The sequence below is a fragment of the Haemophilus influenzae genome (genome assembly GCF_001457655.1).
In the GTDB taxonomy this organism is placed as follows: domain Bacteria; phylum Pseudomonadota; class Gammaproteobacteria; order Enterobacterales; family Pasteurellaceae; genus Haemophilus; species Haemophilus influenzae.
The window spans coordinates 1430223-1444399 of the sequence record NZ_LN831035.1 but is presented as its reverse complement, the minus strand read 5'-3'; the positions used below and the strand labels follow the sequence as shown (position 1 = coordinate 1444399).

The 14177-nt window shown below is 34.2% G+C and carries 15 protein-coding genes; 6 read left to right on the top strand and 9 right to left on the bottom strand.

Features of this window, described 5'->3' with window-relative positions; translation table 11 throughout:
* Nucleotides 1-40: 40 nt before the first annotated feature.
* The 8 genes from trpD to ftnA (AT683_RS07005) all read right to left on the bottom strand — a co-directional run bounded on the left by trpD (nucleotide 41) and on the right by ftnA (AT683_RS07005) (nucleotide 5834).
* A complete protein-coding gene (gene trpD, locus AT683_RS07035) occupies nucleotides 41-1042 on the bottom strand; it encodes an anthranilate phosphoribosyltransferase (RefSeq protein WP_005687194.1) in 1002 nt (333 codons plus the stop codon).
* 52 nt (nucleotides 1043-1094) lie between these two features.
* Nucleotides 1095-1481 carry a tautomerase family protein gene (locus tag AT683_RS07030; protein ID WP_005662273.1) on the bottom strand — a complete coding sequence of 129 codons (387 nt, stop codon included), beginning with the start codon at nucleotides 1479-1481 and terminating at the stop codon, nucleotides 1095-1097.
* Between the two features lie 48 nt (nucleotides 1482-1529).
* Entirely contained in the window at nucleotides 1530-2117 is a 588-nt protein-coding gene (locus AT683_RS07025; protein ID WP_005687195.1) for an aminodeoxychorismate/anthranilate synthase component II, read from the bottom strand.
* A 12-nt stretch (nucleotides 2118-2129) separates the two neighbouring features.
* A complete protein-coding gene (gene trpE / locus AT683_RS07020) occupies nucleotides 2130-3686 on the bottom strand; it encodes an anthranilate synthase component I (RefSeq protein WP_005687196.1) in 1557 nt (518 codons plus the stop codon).
* A gap of 101 nt (nucleotides 3687-3787) precedes the next feature.
* Nucleotides 3788-4552, bottom strand: a complete 765-nt coding sequence (locus AT683_RS07015) for a glycosyltransferase family 2 protein (protein WP_005688459.1) — start codon at nucleotides 4550-4552, stop codon at nucleotides 3788-3790.
* Nucleotides 4553-4584: 32 nt separating this feature from the next.
* Nucleotides 4585-4710 (bottom strand): PT domain-containing protein, encoded by a 126-nt coding sequence (locus AT683_RS10055; RefSeq protein WP_105892583.1) that lies wholly within the window; start codon nucleotides 4708-4710, stop codon nucleotides 4585-4587.
* Nucleotides 4711-4832: 122 nt separating this feature from the next.
* Nucleotides 4833-5330, bottom strand: coding sequence for a non-heme ferritin (gene ftnA / locus AT683_RS07010; protein WP_005656740.1), 498 nt, complete (start codon nucleotides 5328-5330; stop codon nucleotides 4833-4835).
* Nucleotides 5331-5345: 15 nt separating this feature from the next.
* Nucleotides 5346-5834, bottom strand: coding sequence for a non-heme ferritin (gene ftnA, locus AT683_RS07005; RefSeq protein WP_005650594.1), 489 nt, complete (start codon nucleotides 5832-5834; stop codon nucleotides 5346-5348).
* A gap of 517 nt (nucleotides 5835-6351) precedes the next feature.
* On the opposite strand from ftnA (AT683_RS07005), the gene pstS reads away from it, so the two are divergent.
* The 6 genes from pstS to phoR all read left to right on the top strand — a co-directional run bounded on the left by pstS (nucleotide 6352) and on the right by phoR (nucleotide 12088).
* Entirely contained in the window at nucleotides 6352-7356 is a 1005-nt protein-coding gene (gene pstS, locus AT683_RS07000) for a phosphate ABC transporter substrate-binding protein PstS (protein WP_074031221.1), read from the top strand.
* Between the two features lie 91 nt (nucleotides 7357-7447).
* Nucleotides 7448-8395 carry a phosphate ABC transporter permease subunit PstC gene (gene pstC, locus AT683_RS06995; RefSeq protein WP_005656744.1) on the top strand — a complete coding sequence of 316 codons (948 nt, stop codon included), beginning with the start codon at nucleotides 7448-7450 and terminating at the stop codon, nucleotides 8393-8395.
* Nucleotide 8396: 1 nt separating this feature from the next.
* Nucleotides 8397-9245 (top strand): phosphate ABC transporter permease PstA, encoded by an 849-nt coding sequence (gene pstA / locus AT683_RS06990; RefSeq protein ID WP_005650601.1) that lies wholly within the window; start codon nucleotides 8397-8399, stop codon nucleotides 9243-9245.
* A gap of 9 nt (nucleotides 9246-9254) precedes the next feature.
* Nucleotides 9255-10022: a phosphate ABC transporter ATP-binding protein PstB gene (pstB, locus tag AT683_RS06985; RefSeq protein ID WP_005650603.1), complete on the top strand. Its 768-nt coding sequence runs from the start codon at nucleotides 9255-9257 to the stop codon at nucleotides 10020-10022.
* Nucleotides 10023-10118: 96 nt separating this feature from the next.
* On the top strand, nucleotides 10119-10814 hold the full coding sequence (phoB, locus tag AT683_RS06980; RefSeq protein ID WP_005650606.1) for a phosphate regulon transcriptional regulator PhoB: 696 nt from the start codon (nucleotides 10119-10121) through the stop codon (nucleotides 10812-10814).
* On the top strand, nucleotides 10811-12088 hold the full coding sequence (phoR, locus tag AT683_RS06975; RefSeq protein ID WP_005653955.1) for a phosphate regulon sensor histidine kinase PhoR: 1278 nt from the start codon (nucleotides 10811-10813) through the stop codon (nucleotides 12086-12088). Before phoB ends, phoR begins: the two co-directional genes overlap by 4 nt.
* 657 nt (nucleotides 12089-12745) lie before the next feature.
* On the opposite strand, the gene sbcB is transcribed toward phoR, so the two are convergent.
* Nucleotides 12746-14167, bottom strand: coding sequence for an exodeoxyribonuclease I (sbcB, locus tag AT683_RS06970; RefSeq protein WP_005687198.1), 1422 nt, complete (start codon nucleotides 14165-14167; stop codon nucleotides 12746-12748).
* Nucleotides 14168-14177 lie beyond the last annotated feature (10 nt).

The following is a 14177-nucleotide window of genomic DNA, read 5'->3' as shown; positions in this document are numbered from 1 at the left end:
CATTTTTCTTCTTATTGTGGTGTATCAAATTAGCTTTTTATTAATATGTGGTTAATTTCTGTAATGTTTTAAAGGCGTTACCTGATGCAAGATGCGCCAATACATTTTGCACATTTTGTTTTAAATCATCGTAACCGAATAATTTCAATAATAATGCCGTATTTGCAGCCACCGCATTAGCATGTTCAGCCTTTCCTTTGCCTTGTAAAAGTGCGGTCAGATATTGGGTATTTTCTTGTGGTTCACCACCGCGAAGACTTTCGAGGGATTGCGTTTTTAAGCCAAAATCTTCAGGCGTTAAAGTGAAATATTCAATTTTGCCATTTTTAATTTCTGCCACTTGTGTTTCGCCGTGCAATGCGACTTCATCTAAGCCAGAACCATGTACAACAAAGGAATGTTGATGTTCTAAGGCAACTGCGGTTTCAGCATAGGTTTTTACTAATTCAGGCGCATATACGCCAAGTAAATGATAAGTTGGGCGAGCAGGATTGATAAGCGGCCCTAAAATATTAAATATAGTATGCGTTTTTAAAGCGGTACGGACTGGTGCAACATGACGGAAGCCAGAATGATATTGTTGAGCAAATAAAAAACAGACACCAATTTCATCTAATGCTTGTCGAGCTTGCTCTGGTGTGACGTTCACATTAACGCCAAGTGCGGTAAGCACATCGCTAGCACCTGATTTACTCGACACGCTACGATTGCCATGTTTTGCCACTTTTGCTCCCATTGATGCCGCAACAATCGCACTGGCTGTGGAAATATTAATGGTGTTTTGTCCATCACCACCCGTTCCTACAATATCCGCAAAAGGATAATCTGGACGTGGAAATACTTTGGCATTTTGTAATGAGGCGGCAACCGCACCCGTAATTTCCTCAGTATTTGCTTCCCGCACTTTTAAAGCAATAAGCATTGCAGCAATTTGTTCATTGGAAAGCTCACCTTGGATGACTGCATTAAAAAGTGCGGTGCTTTCTGAGGTTGAAAGTGAATGTCCGCTATAAAGTTGCTCTAATAATTGGTTGTGTTGCATAGTTTATTCCTGTTTTTCTTTGTATATGGATTTGTTAATTTTCTATATTTTATTAAACATAAATATCGTAATCTAAATCGCGTGCCTCATCGCCTGTCATTCCTCGGAAACCCCAGCAATGTGCCGGTTGTTCTTTAATCGTAATTTCCACATCGTGAGCTCGAATACCGAGTTTGTACTCTAATTCGCTAAATAGCATTTTTATCAAGCGTTTTTTTGTACCTTCCATACGACCAGCCATCAGGTTAATTTCGATGACGGTGTAATCATCGCTACGATCAAAAGGGTAGTAAAAATCTTCTTTTTCTAAACACAAAAAGCGAATCGCGTGCTTGCCTTTTGGAATGTCTAATCCGAGATGAAGACTGTTATAAATTACTTCCGCGAGTTGTTCACGACGTGGTGCGAGTTTGGATTTAAGTCCGAATACGGTGATCATTTTTTCTCCTTTAAAGTGCGGTTAAAAATCACCGCACTTTTTTCTGTCTTATCTATTTAACAACCATTCAATTGATTGTTGTAATAATTGCGAACCTTGCACAGTTAAAATACTTTCAGGGTGAAATTGGAATGCGCAAATGGGTAAATCACGATGACGAATTGCCATGATAATGCCATTATATTCCGCATTGACGATAAATTCTTTTGGTAAATCTTGTCCCATTAAAGAATGATAACGCGCCGCAGGCATTGGATTAGCAAGATCTTTAAACATAGCTTCGTTATCATGGGATATACGAGAAACTTTACCATGCAACACTTCGCCAGCGTGAACAACCTTACCACCAAAGGCTTGAATCAACGCTTGATGGCCTAAACAAATTCCAATAATCGGCACTTGATTTTTTAAGCGTTCGATCAATGGCAGTAAAATCCCCGCTTCTGATGGTGTTCCTGGCCCTGGAGAAAGTGCAAGAATGGTATCAAGTGTATTGATATTGAGTGCGGTTTCTACCAGTTTTTCTAAGTCGCAGTCATTACGATAAATTGTGACGTTGTGACCTAATACACGAAATTGATCCACAAGATTGTAAGTGAAGGAATCGAAGTTATCTAAAAATAAAATATTAGCCATAATAATTCTTCCTTATTTTGCTTGTGTATTAACTTGACGAATTGCTTTTAAGACAGCCGCTGCTTTATGGCGTGTTTCATCGGCTTCCATTTGTGGATCAGAATCCAATACTTCACCGCAACCTGCTTGTACATGGGCTATCCCATTTTGTACGAAAGCAGAACGAATCACGATACAGGTATCAAAATGTCCATCAGACGTGAGATAACCCACCGCACCACCGTAACTATGGCGTTTTTGTTGCTCAAATTGATAAATAAGCTGCATCGCTTTAATTTTTGGTGCACCAGTTAATGTGCCCATATTCATACAGGCTTGATAGGCGTGAAGTGCATCTAATTCAGGGCGTAATTTACCCACCACACGAGACACTAAATGCATAATGTGAGAATAGCGATCCACTTGCATTAATTCTGCCACTTTACGGGTACCATTTTGGCAAACTCGAGCAATGTCGTTACGCGCTAAATCAACTAACATTAAATGTTCCGCTTGTTCTTTATGATCAAGACGAAGTTCCAGTTCTAAACGTGCATCTAATTCAGGATCAATGTTGCCGTGAGCATCAAAACCACGAGGGCGTGAACCTGCGATTGGGTAAATTTCTAACTGACGATTTTCTGGCGCATATTTCAGCGCACTTTCTGGCGATGCACCAAACAAAATAAAGTCTTCATCATTCATATAGAACATATAAGGGCTTGGATTATTTTGTTTGAGTTGAGCATAACTGGCTAATGTATTAGGGCAAGCAAGGGAAAAACGACGAGAAGGCACAATTTGGAAAACATCTCCAATATTAATATGGTGTTTTAAGGCTTTTACGATACCAGTAAATTCAGGATCGTCAAAGTTTGTTTTAACTTCATCACTTGCCGATTTAATAGAAAGAACGTGATCAATATTTTTTAGTTTTTGTGCGATAGAAAGCGAGGTTTTCGCAATATTGACTTGTTCTTCTTGAGCAAAACAGAAACTTTTAAGTGTCGCTTGTTGATTTTGATGGTCGATAGTAATTAAGTGTTCGGCAAGATAGAAACTGTAATCAGGGCAGTTGATACCATCATTTTTTAATGTAATGCCATCCATTGGAATGAAATTTGCGACGAGATCGTAAGCAAATAATCCGCCTAAAAAAATAGGCGTTTGGCTATGTTGATAAAGAGTAGAAACAACACGCAACCCATCAAAAATAGTAGCAGACTGTAATTTATTATCTTCATCGAGTTGATTATCAAGTGGCGAAAATTGTACAGAAAATTCGTCTTCAAAATTGACCGCACTTATTTTTCCAAGTGCGGTTAATTTTGGATGAATTTCTTTTAAAACTTGTTTTCCATTCTTATTTAAAGCTTTAAATGTGACGTTGTGACCTAAGCACGTTATTTTAACCGCAGCATTAACTAAAATAAGACTTTGTAAACTATTTTTACTCCCTATTTCGGCAGAGTCGAGTAGAAGAGAATTTGAATTAGGTTGGCAAAGTGTATTAAAAATAGCGGTGGTATCAGCATAATAGGGAATTGATTGAGCTGTCACCGCAATAAAGGCTTGAGTTTGAATGTTCATATTTATCCTTTTGGAAAATTTTGTACTATTAAACTAGTACAAAAGAAATAAGTCAAGCCTGATTTTTATTTTTTATACTTTTTGATTAAAAATTGTATTTTTTATTCCTTTGCCCAAGGGCGACCTCCATAATATTCTATATTTTGCTGATTTATCACTTCTAATATTTTTGCAGAAATATTATTGTTATCTTCATCTGACAAGGATAATTGAGGAAAAACACGACGAACAGCAATTAGTTTATTGAAATCAGCTCTGTATTTAACGGTATATTTTCCTGAAGTTTGACCTATTAACCCCAAACTTTTTAAGGCAGATAAAAAGCTGCGATCACCAATTAATGGTGTGTTCCAACTATATGAAGTTTTTTGTGCAATCTCACGAGGTACGGCGTAACAATTAGTATCAATATGTCCATTAACTTCATTAAAAGTAAAATGTATTTGTTTCTGAATATCTTCTATTTTAACATCTACGAAAATATCGCTTTTTGTATTCCAATTTCCGAGAGAGTCAAAATCATCATTGCAAATAAATTGATGATTTGAATCGTAAAAAGATCGCAAGGAATAAGCAAAATCAGCACCTTGCTCAATCACGTTTACTAAGCTTTCCACGTGATCTTCTCGTAGCTGATTGTCATCATCTAAATAACAAATAATGTCTTCTTCAACAAGAAAAGCTGCTACTGCGTTAATTGCACCGTTAAGTATTCCATTTTTTCCTGTATTCATTGGCAAATAAATAGGAATTACATCAGGAAATTGTTCCAATATAGATTTGGCTTTATCCCAGAAAATATTGCCATCAACAAATACATAATGCTTACATGGATAAGTTTGATTTTGTACGCTTTTAATAGCCAAAGATAATTCTGGACGACCTATTGTTGAAGTTACTACCGCAACGGTTTTATTATTTTGGTTGGTTGGTTGGTTGGTTGGTTGGTTGGTTGGTTGGTTGGTTGGTTGGTTGGTTGGTTGGTTGGTTGGTTGGTTGGTTCATCAGTATAAATCCTTTTCATTTTTATAATACCTTGATTAACTCAAAATATGCAATAGAAAATATTTTGGAAAATTTGGAATAAAATAATCTGGCAGACACATTATTTTAAATAAAAGATCTGCCAGATTTGATAATCTATAATTAGGCTTTAGTAGAGAGATTACCTAAATCCTTATCAATTAGGAACAAGCCTTTGCCATCTTCTCCAAGAAAATTTAATTTATCTAAAATACTACTAAATAATTTTTCTTCTTCATGTTGTTCTTCCACATACCATTGTAAGAAATTAAATGCAGAGTAGTCTTTTTCTTCAAAGGTTTTACCTACTAATTCATTGATTTTACTGGTAATTAATTTTTCATGCTCATAGGTAGCTTCAATTACTTCTTTTAATGATTTATATTCATGTGCAGGTGCTTCAATTGCAGAAATTACAGCAAGTGAGCCAGTTTCATTTAAATAAGTAAATAATTTACGCATATGTTGCATTTCTTCAGCAGCATGAACTGATAAGAATTTTGCAGTGCCTTCAAAGCCTTGCTGATCGCACCAAGCACTCATTTGTAAATATAAATTAGAAGAATAAAACTCTAAATTCATTTGATCGTTTAATAGTTTTACTACATTTTCTGATAACATACTATTTTCTCCTATCTATTCCAAAGTTGCGAGTTCACGATCAATAAAGAATAATCCTTTACCATCTTCGCCAACAAGATTAAATCTATCAATAATTCCACTAAATAATTTTTCTTCTTCATGCTGTTCTGCTACATACCACTGTAGGAAGTTAAAAGTAGAGTAGTCTTTGCTTTCAAAAGTAACTTCAACTAATTCATTGATTTTTGACGTGACTAATTTTTCATGTTCTAAAGTTATTTCAAAAACTTCTCTTAATGAAGAATAATCATGTTTAGGTGCATCAATTTTTCCTAAAATAGGCATACCACTAGTTTCACTTACATAATTAAACAGTTTTTGCATATGTTCTAATTCTTCATCAGCATGACGAAGTAAGAAGGTAGCAGCCCCCTCATAACCGTGTTTTGAACACCATGCACTCATTTGTAAATAAACATTAGAAGAGTAGAACTCTAAGTTAATTTGGTCGTTCAGCTTGTTTATGATTATTTGATTAAGCATAACTAATTCCTTTCCATTTTGATTGATAAAATGCAATAAAGCGTAATTTGCGGCAATCATTTTAAATTCACAAATGATAATTGCAAGTTTTTTTATCAAAAATTTTGATATAACTAATTAATTTTAAAAAGAAAAATAAAAAACAATTATTATCATTTACATAATTCTATAAATTAAATATGACGTTGTCACAATAAAACTAACAAATTTTAAATTAGTATTAGATATGTCTTTACTTTCCTCCTTAGATTTGGATGAAAATTTAGATTATCGAGTAAACATGAAAACTTACCAACTTTTATTAAACCTAAAGATCGTTATCAATTAATTGACAAATGTAATATCATTCTGCTAGAAAAACACGGTCAAATTTACCTGTACTTTTCTTATAACTACTTTCTTTTGATTATCCATTTAAAATTTTTCATATTGTCATCAAACTGTCACAATTATTTTCTACACTTCGCTACGCAATCTAAATAACACTCAAGGAGAATTTGTTATGTTTATGCATAAAATGAAAAAAAATCTTATTATCGTTTTAACCTTAGGTACGTTACCTTTTGCTCAAGCTAATAGCATCACTGGTGCTGGAGCGTCTTTCCCTTATCCAATTTATGCGAAGTGGGCATCTTTATATGAGAAAGAAACTGGGAATAAAGTTAATTATCAATCCATCGGTTCGGGCGGCGGACAACAGCAAATTATTGCAAAAACGGTTGATTTTGGTGCCTCTGACGATCCAATGAAATCCGAATTATTACAACAACACCAACTAGTCCAATTCCCTGCGGTTATCGGTGGTATAGTGCCTGTTGTTAATTTGCCTGAAATTAAACCTGGTAAATTAAAGTTATCAGGTAAGCTGTTAGCAGAAATCTTCCTTGGTAAGATTAAAAAATGGAACGATCCTGACTTAGTTGCATTAAATCCAACGCTTCCTTTACCAAATAAAAACATTATTGTGATTCATCGTTCAGACGGCTCTGGAACAACATTTGGCTTCACTAATTATCTATCTAAAGTTTCGAACGATTGGAAAAATCAAGTTGGTGAAGGTAAATCAGTGAAGTGGTTAACAGGTCAAGGTGGAAAGGGGAATGAGGGAGTTGCTTCTTATGTTCGCCAAATGAAATACAGCATTGGTTATGTAGAGTATGCCTATGCCAAACAAAATCAGCTTGCTTGGATTTCATTACAAAATCAAGCAGGGCAATTTGTACAGCCTTCTAATGAAAGTTTCATGGCAGCTGCAAGTCACGCAAAATGGCACGAAAAGGCAGGAATGGGTGTTATATTAACCAATGAAACGGGGGAAAAATCTTGGCCAATTACGGCGGCGAGTTTTATTTTATTAAATAAATATTCTGACAATCCTGAAACAACTAAAAATGTATTAGCCTTTTTTGATTGGGCATTCTCAAGAGGGCAAGATGCGGCAACTGAATTAGATTATGTGCCAATTCCAGCTGATGTGGTGTCTACCATTAAAAGTCAATGGAAAACAGAGCTAAAACAATAAAAATCTCTTTATTTTATACCGCACTTTATACAAAACCTAGCACTTAACATTAATAAAGTGCGGTTATCTTAAATAATTTTGGAAAATACTTATGCTCACAAAAAGTCGGAAATATTTTAATCAAACATGGATTGAATCATTATTCAAACAGACTACGGCATTGTTTGCTTTGCTTGTGTTTATTTTACTTGCTGCTATTTTAATTTCTTTAGTCATAGGAAGCTGGGAAAGTATTAAACGTTTTGGTGGGAGTTTTCTATTAGAAACATATTGGGATCCTGTACAAGAACAATATGGGGCAATTATTCCTATTTTAGGTACGCTTATTACGGCGGGTATCGCATTATTTATCGCAGTACCCATTTCATTTGGTATTGCTATTTTTTTAACGGAGCTAGCTCCCAATTGGCTAAAACGTCCTATAAGCATTGCAATTGAAATGCTAGCTGCAATTCCTTCTATTATTTACGGAATGTGGGGGTTGTTTGTTTTCGTTCCATTATTTCAAGAACATATTCAGCCAGTACTAATTGACAATTTGGGGAATTTACCTGGATTAGAATTATTTTTTTCTGGCGTACCTTTTGGTGTTGGTTTATTTACGGCAGGATTAGTGCTTGCCATAATGATCATTCCTTTTATTGCATCCGTAATGCGGGATGTCTTTAGTATAGTACCACCAATGTTAAAAGAAGGTGCTTATGGATTAGGTGCAACCACTTGGGAAGTGGTTCGACAAGTGATTGTACCACACACTAGAATAGGGCTTGTTGGGAGTGTGATGCTAGGATTGGGAAGAGCATTGGGCGAAACAATGGCTATCACTTTTATTATAGGTAATTCGTTTCAATTGCCTAATTCCTTATTTTCACCTTCTACCTCAATCGCATCTGCTATTGCTAACGAATTTAATGAAGCAGGTGGATTACAAAAATCTGCATTGATGGAATTAGGATTACTTCTCTTTGTTATCACAACTATGGTATTGATTTTATCAAGATTAATGATTACAAAAATGCAACAAACAAAAGGGAAATAAGATGAAAACTAATCAAAACTTGCGTTTTTATTGGCGTAAAACACACAATAAATTAATGTTAGGGCTTTCCTATATTTCAGTCATTATCGGCTTATTTTGGTTGTGTTGGATATTATTCACTCTAATTACCAAAGGCATTCCAGCTTTATCAATTGATTTATTCACACAATCTACCCCTGCCCCTAATGAAAAAGGGGGATTGTTAAATGCACTGATTGGTTCGTTTTTTATTGTCGGTGCGGGTACATTGATAGGCACGCCTATAGGGGTATTGGCAGGAACGTATTTGGCAGAATATGGTCGTTATAGCCGTTTCGCACAAATTACCCGTTTTCTTAATGATATTCTTCTTTCTGCCCCTTCTATTATTATTGGTTTGTTTGTTTACAGCTTATATGTATCAAAAATCGAGCATTTTTCAGGGTGGGCTGGAGCATTCGCATTAGCTTTATTGCTTATTCCTATCGTGGTACGCACTACGGACAATATGTTATTACTTGTACCAAATAATTTACGTGAAGCAGCGGCAGCTCTTGGTTGCTCTCAATGGCAAGTTATTATGATGATTTGTTATCGAGCAGCTAAATCAGGGATTTTAACTGGCGTGCTATTAGCAGTTGCCCGAATTTCAGGAGAAACTGCACCGCTATTATTTACCGCTCTGTCTAATCAATTTCTATCTTGGAATATGAATGAACCTATCGCAAATTTACCTGTAGTTATTTATCAATATGCAGCAAGTCCTTTTACAGATTGGAATAATCTAGCTTGGGCAGGTGCAGCTCTAATAACATTATTTGTGCTTTGCTTAAACATTTTCACTCGACTCTTCTTTCAACATAAAAAATAATGAGGCAATATGATTAGTCTACAAGAAACCAAAATAGCTGTGCAAAATCTAAATTTCTACTATGAGGATTTTCATGCATTAAAAAACATTAATTTACGTATCGCTAAGAATAAAGTGACCGCCTTTATTGGTCCTTCAGGTTGCGGTAAATCTACTTTATTGCGGAGTTTTAATCGGATGTTTGAACTATATCCAAATCAAAAAGCTACTGGTGAAATTAATTTAGACGGTGAAAATTTACTCACAACAAAGATGGATATTTCTCTGATTCGTGCTAAGGTTGGTATGGTTTTCCAAAAACCAACGCCATTTCCAATGTCGATTTATGATAATATTGCATTCGGTGTTCGTTTGTTTGAAAAATTATCAAAAGAAAAGATGAATGAACGAGTAGAATGGGCATTGACTAAGGCCGCTCTTTGGAATGAAGTGAAAGATAAATTACATAAAAGCGGAGATAGTTTATCTGGCGGACAACAGCAACGCTTGTGCATTGCTCGAGGGATTGCTATTAAACCTAGTGTGTTGTTGTTAGATGAACCTTGTTCGGCATTAGATCCTATTTCGACTATGAAAATTGAAGAACTCATTACGGAGTTAAAACAAGATTATACTGTGGTTATAGTAACTCATAATATGCAACAAGCTACACGTTGCTCCGACTATACGGCATTCATGTATTTGGGTGAATTAGTTGAATTTGGTCAAACACAACAAATTTTTGATAGACCCAAGATACAACGTACAGAAGATTATATTCGCGGTAAAATGGGGTAGTTATTTTGAGCTCACTCTTATTAAAAAGTAAAAGTTTGGTGAGAATGTATTATTTCTCACTTCACTTTTATGCCATAAATCAAATGAAGGAGTATTATGACGAGAAAAATTCTGATAGTTGAAGATGAATGTGCAATCCGTGAAATGATCGCACTGTTTTTATCTCAAAAATACTATGATGTGATTGAAGCGAGCGATTTCAAAACAGCGATAAACAAGATAAAAGAAAATCCTAAACTAATATTATTGGATTGGATGCTACCTGGTCGTTCAGGTATACAATTTATACAGTATATTAAAAAGCAAGAAAGCTATGCTGCGATTCCCATTATTATGCTTACAGCTAAAAGTACAGAAGAAGATTGTATTGCCTGTTTAAATGCAGGGGCTGATGACTACATCACTAAACCCTTTTCACCTCAAATTTTATTAGCTCGCATTGAGGCAGTATGGAGGAGAATTTATGAACAACAAAGTCAATTTATACAAATCGATGAACTTTCCATTGATGAAAATGCTCAGAGAGTGTTTTTCCAACAGCAGGAAATTAATTTAAGTAGTACAGAATTTAAATTGTTACATTTTTTTATGAGGCACCCTGAAAAAGTTTATTCTAGAGAACAATTGTTAAATCGTATTTGGCATAATGATCTAGAAGTTGAATATCGCACTGTTGATAGCTATATTCGCCGTTTACGCCGTAATTTAGCTCCTTTTCAATGTGAACATTATATCCAAACAGTTCGAGGATCTGGTTATCGATTTTCTAGTTATTTACGAGATAAACAATGAAAAAAATATTGAATTTTATTGTTGAAATAAATTTGGCAATCATTATTTCCTTATTTACTTCTGATTTTATTCTTTGGTTTGCAATAATACTTTTATTAATTTTAGCTTGGCATCATATTAATGAATATCGTTTACTCAAATATCTCAATTTAAAGCAAGATAATAAATTCTCTTTATTACAATTAGGAACATTCTCTCAAACTGAAGCCTACCATCGTCATCAAATTTACAAAGAAAAATGTGCAAGTTTACGTTTGTTATCTCAAATAAATAAAAATATTAAGTATTTACCAGATGCAATTATTATCTGTCAGCATAATGGTAATATTTCTTGGTGTAATTCAATTGCGCAACAGATGTTTGATTTTTGTTGGAATAAAAAAGTCCAGAAAAATATTTTTGATGTTATTTTTTATGAACAATTTAAACATTATTTTTTCAGTCAAAAAAAAAGACGACCGTTAGTACTATTAACTTATAATCAACGTTATATTGAGGTGCAGTCGCACGCTTATAATTCTCATATGATTTTAGTTATCGCTCGAGATATTACAGATATGATTCATTTACTTAATTCACGCCAAAAATTCTTGAGTAATATTAATCACGAGCTACGTACTCCATTAACCGTATTACAAGGTTACTTAGAAATTCTTGCAGATAATAATATTCAGAACCCTCTACAAAAAAAGGCTATTTTTGCAATGCAAGAGCAAAGCCAACGAATGGAACATCTATTACAACAATTTAATTTTTTAGCAAAAATAGAAACAACTTCAGATAAGGATTTTCGTAAATTTGATATGTCAGCCATGATAAATTCTTTAAGAAAAGATACAGATATATTAAATACTTATAATCATCATATTGAATTTATTATTCAGCCTAATATCATTATTTTTGGAAATGAATCTCAACTAAGAAGTGCCGTTTCAAATTTAATTTATAATGCTATTAAGCATTCTGGTAAACAGTGTCATATTCAAATTCAATGGGAAACTTGTGAACAGGGTATTAAATTTAACGTGATAGATAATGGTGTTGGCATATCACCACAGCATATTCCACATTTAACAGAACGTTTTTATAGAGTTGATGAATCTCGTAGCCATTTAACTGGTGGAAGTGGTTTAGGACTAGCTATTGTGAAGCATACTTTATTACAATATCATTCTCATTTAAATATTGAAAGTACTGAAACGAAGGGGAGTAGTTTTTCGTTTATCATACCTAAACGCTTTGTCATATCAAAAAATAATAAAGAAATTCAATGATAATACGCGTTGCAAGTATTAGCTGACACGGTAGTAAATAACACATCAGAAAATCGAAAATAGCGGGCTAGTGGAGAGCTTAGATACATAAAAAACACAGCTTGGTAGTTTTTCACCCATCTAAACTTATATTATTTAGATTATGTAGCAGTTGCTAAATCACCTAAATCTTTATCAATCAAGCATAAATCTTTAAATGCTGCAGTACTTTCACACCCATGAATCGAACACTGTAAATAAACATCATAGTATGGCTCTAAATTAATTTACTCGTTCATCTTATTTGATTAAGTATAACTAATTAAGAGAGGAGAAATAATCTCTTTATAACCTATAATTAAAGTTACTTTGCATTTTTACAATTTAACATAATATACATTATGCGAAATTAGTTATCGGGTTAGCAAAAACTACGGACTAAATAAATCACAGAGTTATACACAAGTCACAGGCACTAGCAAAACAAGACAAAATAAGGCTAGATAACACGTTGTAACGAGTCATTTTATAGAGTTATTGAACGGATGAATTTAAATGTAAAGAAAATGTAAAGTGAAATCTGGAGAATTTCTTGGATATTTTCTTCCCTGAAAAACAACAAAAAAAAGCACGTTTTTATTAAAACGTGCTTTTTGACAAAATGTGACAACGTATCGACTAACCTAGTAATTTTATACCATATTCATATACTTGTTGTAGCAAAGATAGTTTTTCAGAATTATCTGAATGTTCCTCAGCTAAACGTTGTAAACTTGATTCAAACTCTACCGCACTTTTTTCAAGTTTATTCTGTCGGTATTTTTTCCATTTAATTTGTTCAGCGCGTGTGAGGGTTTTATAAAAATGACGAGCGCGATAATGGAATAATAATTCAAGGATACGTTTATCTTCAAAAGCTAAACCATGTTCAGATAATTTTTCTGCAGGTAAACTACGTAAAATAGCCATATTATTTTTATCAGCATTGCTAAAAAAGCCATTGTATAACTCAGTTTCTACATTATCATTCGATGCAAATTGACGTTCTTCATTAAAAATATCCGCCACTTTTTCACGAATATCAAAAGATGCTCGTAATTTTGCAAGATTATCCAAGCATAATTGTCGATCAATACCCAATCGATTTGCTGTTTCTGGTAACAAAGTTTTAGCTGGTGCTAAAATAGGACATTTATTGATATGCACAAGCTTTAACGGAACAGATGAAACTCCTCTTTCTTCTAATTTAGATTTTTTGGTATATAAATCTGTCCGTAATTCATCCGCACTTTTGGCTAATAAATTATCGATATCGCCAGTTAAATCACAAACAATGAGTGCATTTTGATTTGTCGGATGCCAAGCTAAAGGTGCAACCCAAGTGCAATTTCCACGATAATTCCCTAGCATTCCAGAAACATGCACTAAAGGTGTCATTGCGCCTGTATCAACTAATTTTTCGATTTCTTTTTTACCGCGATTTTCAAAGAAATATTGGAATAATTTAGGCTGTTTTTCTTTAATTAATTTCGCCATAGCAATAGTTGCATATACATCCGCCATGGCATCGTGAGCATTTTCATGCTCAATACCATTTGCTTTAGTGAGTTTTTCTAAGCGGAAACTTGGCATTCCATCATCGTCATAAGCCCAATTAATTCCTTCTGGACGCAAGGCATAACAGGCTCGCACTAAATCTAACAAATCCCAGCGTGAATTCCCATTTTTCCAGCTGTATTCATAAGGATCAATAAAATTACGATAAAACGTATAACGCGTCATTTCATCATCATAGCGAATATTGTTATAACCCATGACACAAGTATTGGGTTGGGAAAATTCTGCTAAGATATTTGCGGCGAATTCAGGCTCTGAAAGCCCCTTTTCATTACATTCTTGAGGCGTAATTCCTGTGACCATTACGGCTTCAGGAGCCGGTAAATAATCGTTGGTTTGTTTACAATAAAACATTATTGGTTTACCAATGATATTAAAATCAGCATCTGTACGAATACCCGCAAATTGCGCAGGGCGATCTGTTGCTGGATTTACACCAAAACTTTCATAATCGTAAATAAAAAAGCTGAAATCTTTTGCCATGACTACTCTC

What these genes read in the sequence shown, in the direction of transcription:
- trpE (WP_005687196.1), bottom strand. Translation starts at nt 3,686, where the DNA reads ATGAACATTCAAACTCAAGCCTTTATTGCGGTGACAGCTCAATCAATT.
- AT683_RS10055 (WP_105892583.1), bottom strand. Translation starts at nt 4,710, where the DNA reads ATGAAAAGGATTTATACTGATGAACCAACCAACCAACCAACCAACCAA.
- pstS (WP_074031221.1), top strand. Translation starts at nt 6,352, where the DNA reads ATGAAAAAAAATCTTATTATCGTTTTAACCTTAGGTACGTTACCTTTT.
- phoR (WP_005653955.1), top strand. Translation starts at nt 10,811, where the DNA reads ATGAAAAAAATATTGAATTTTATTGTTGAAATAAATTTGGCAATCATT.
- pstC (WP_005656744.1), top strand. Translation starts at nt 7,448, where the DNA reads ATGCTCACAAAAAGTCGGAAATATTTTAATCAAACATGGATTGAATCA.
- trpD (WP_005687194.1), bottom strand. Translation starts at nt 1,042, where the DNA reads ATGCAACACAACCAATTATTAGAGCAACTTTATAGCGGACATTCACTT.
- ftnA (WP_005656740.1), bottom strand. Translation starts at nt 5,330, where the DNA reads ATGTTATCAGAAAATGTAGTAAAACTATTAAACGATCAAATGAATTTA.
- AT683_RS07030 (WP_005662273.1), bottom strand. Translation starts at nt 1,481, where the DNA reads ATGATCACCGTATTCGGACTTAAATCCAAACTCGCACCACGTCGTGAA.
- ftnA (WP_005650594.1), bottom strand. Translation starts at nt 5,834, where the DNA reads ATGCTTAATCAAATAATCATAAACAAGCTGAACGACCAAATTAACTTA.
- pstA (WP_005650601.1), top strand. Translation starts at nt 8,397, where the DNA reads ATGAAAACTAATCAAAACTTGCGTTTTTATTGGCGTAAAACACACAAT.
- sbcB (WP_005687198.1), bottom strand. Translation starts at nt 14,167, where the DNA reads ATGGCAAAAGATTTCAGCTTTTTTATTTACGATTATGAAAGTTTTGGT.
- phoB (WP_005650606.1), top strand. Translation starts at nt 10,119, where the DNA reads ATGACGAGAAAAATTCTGATAGTTGAAGATGAATGTGCAATCCGTGAA.
- AT683_RS07025 (WP_005687195.1), bottom strand. Translation starts at nt 2,117, where the DNA reads ATGGCTAATATTTTATTTTTAGATAACTTCGATTCCTTCACTTACAAT.
- pstB (WP_005650603.1), top strand. Translation starts at nt 9,255, where the DNA reads ATGATTAGTCTACAAGAAACCAAAATAGCTGTGCAAAATCTAAATTTC.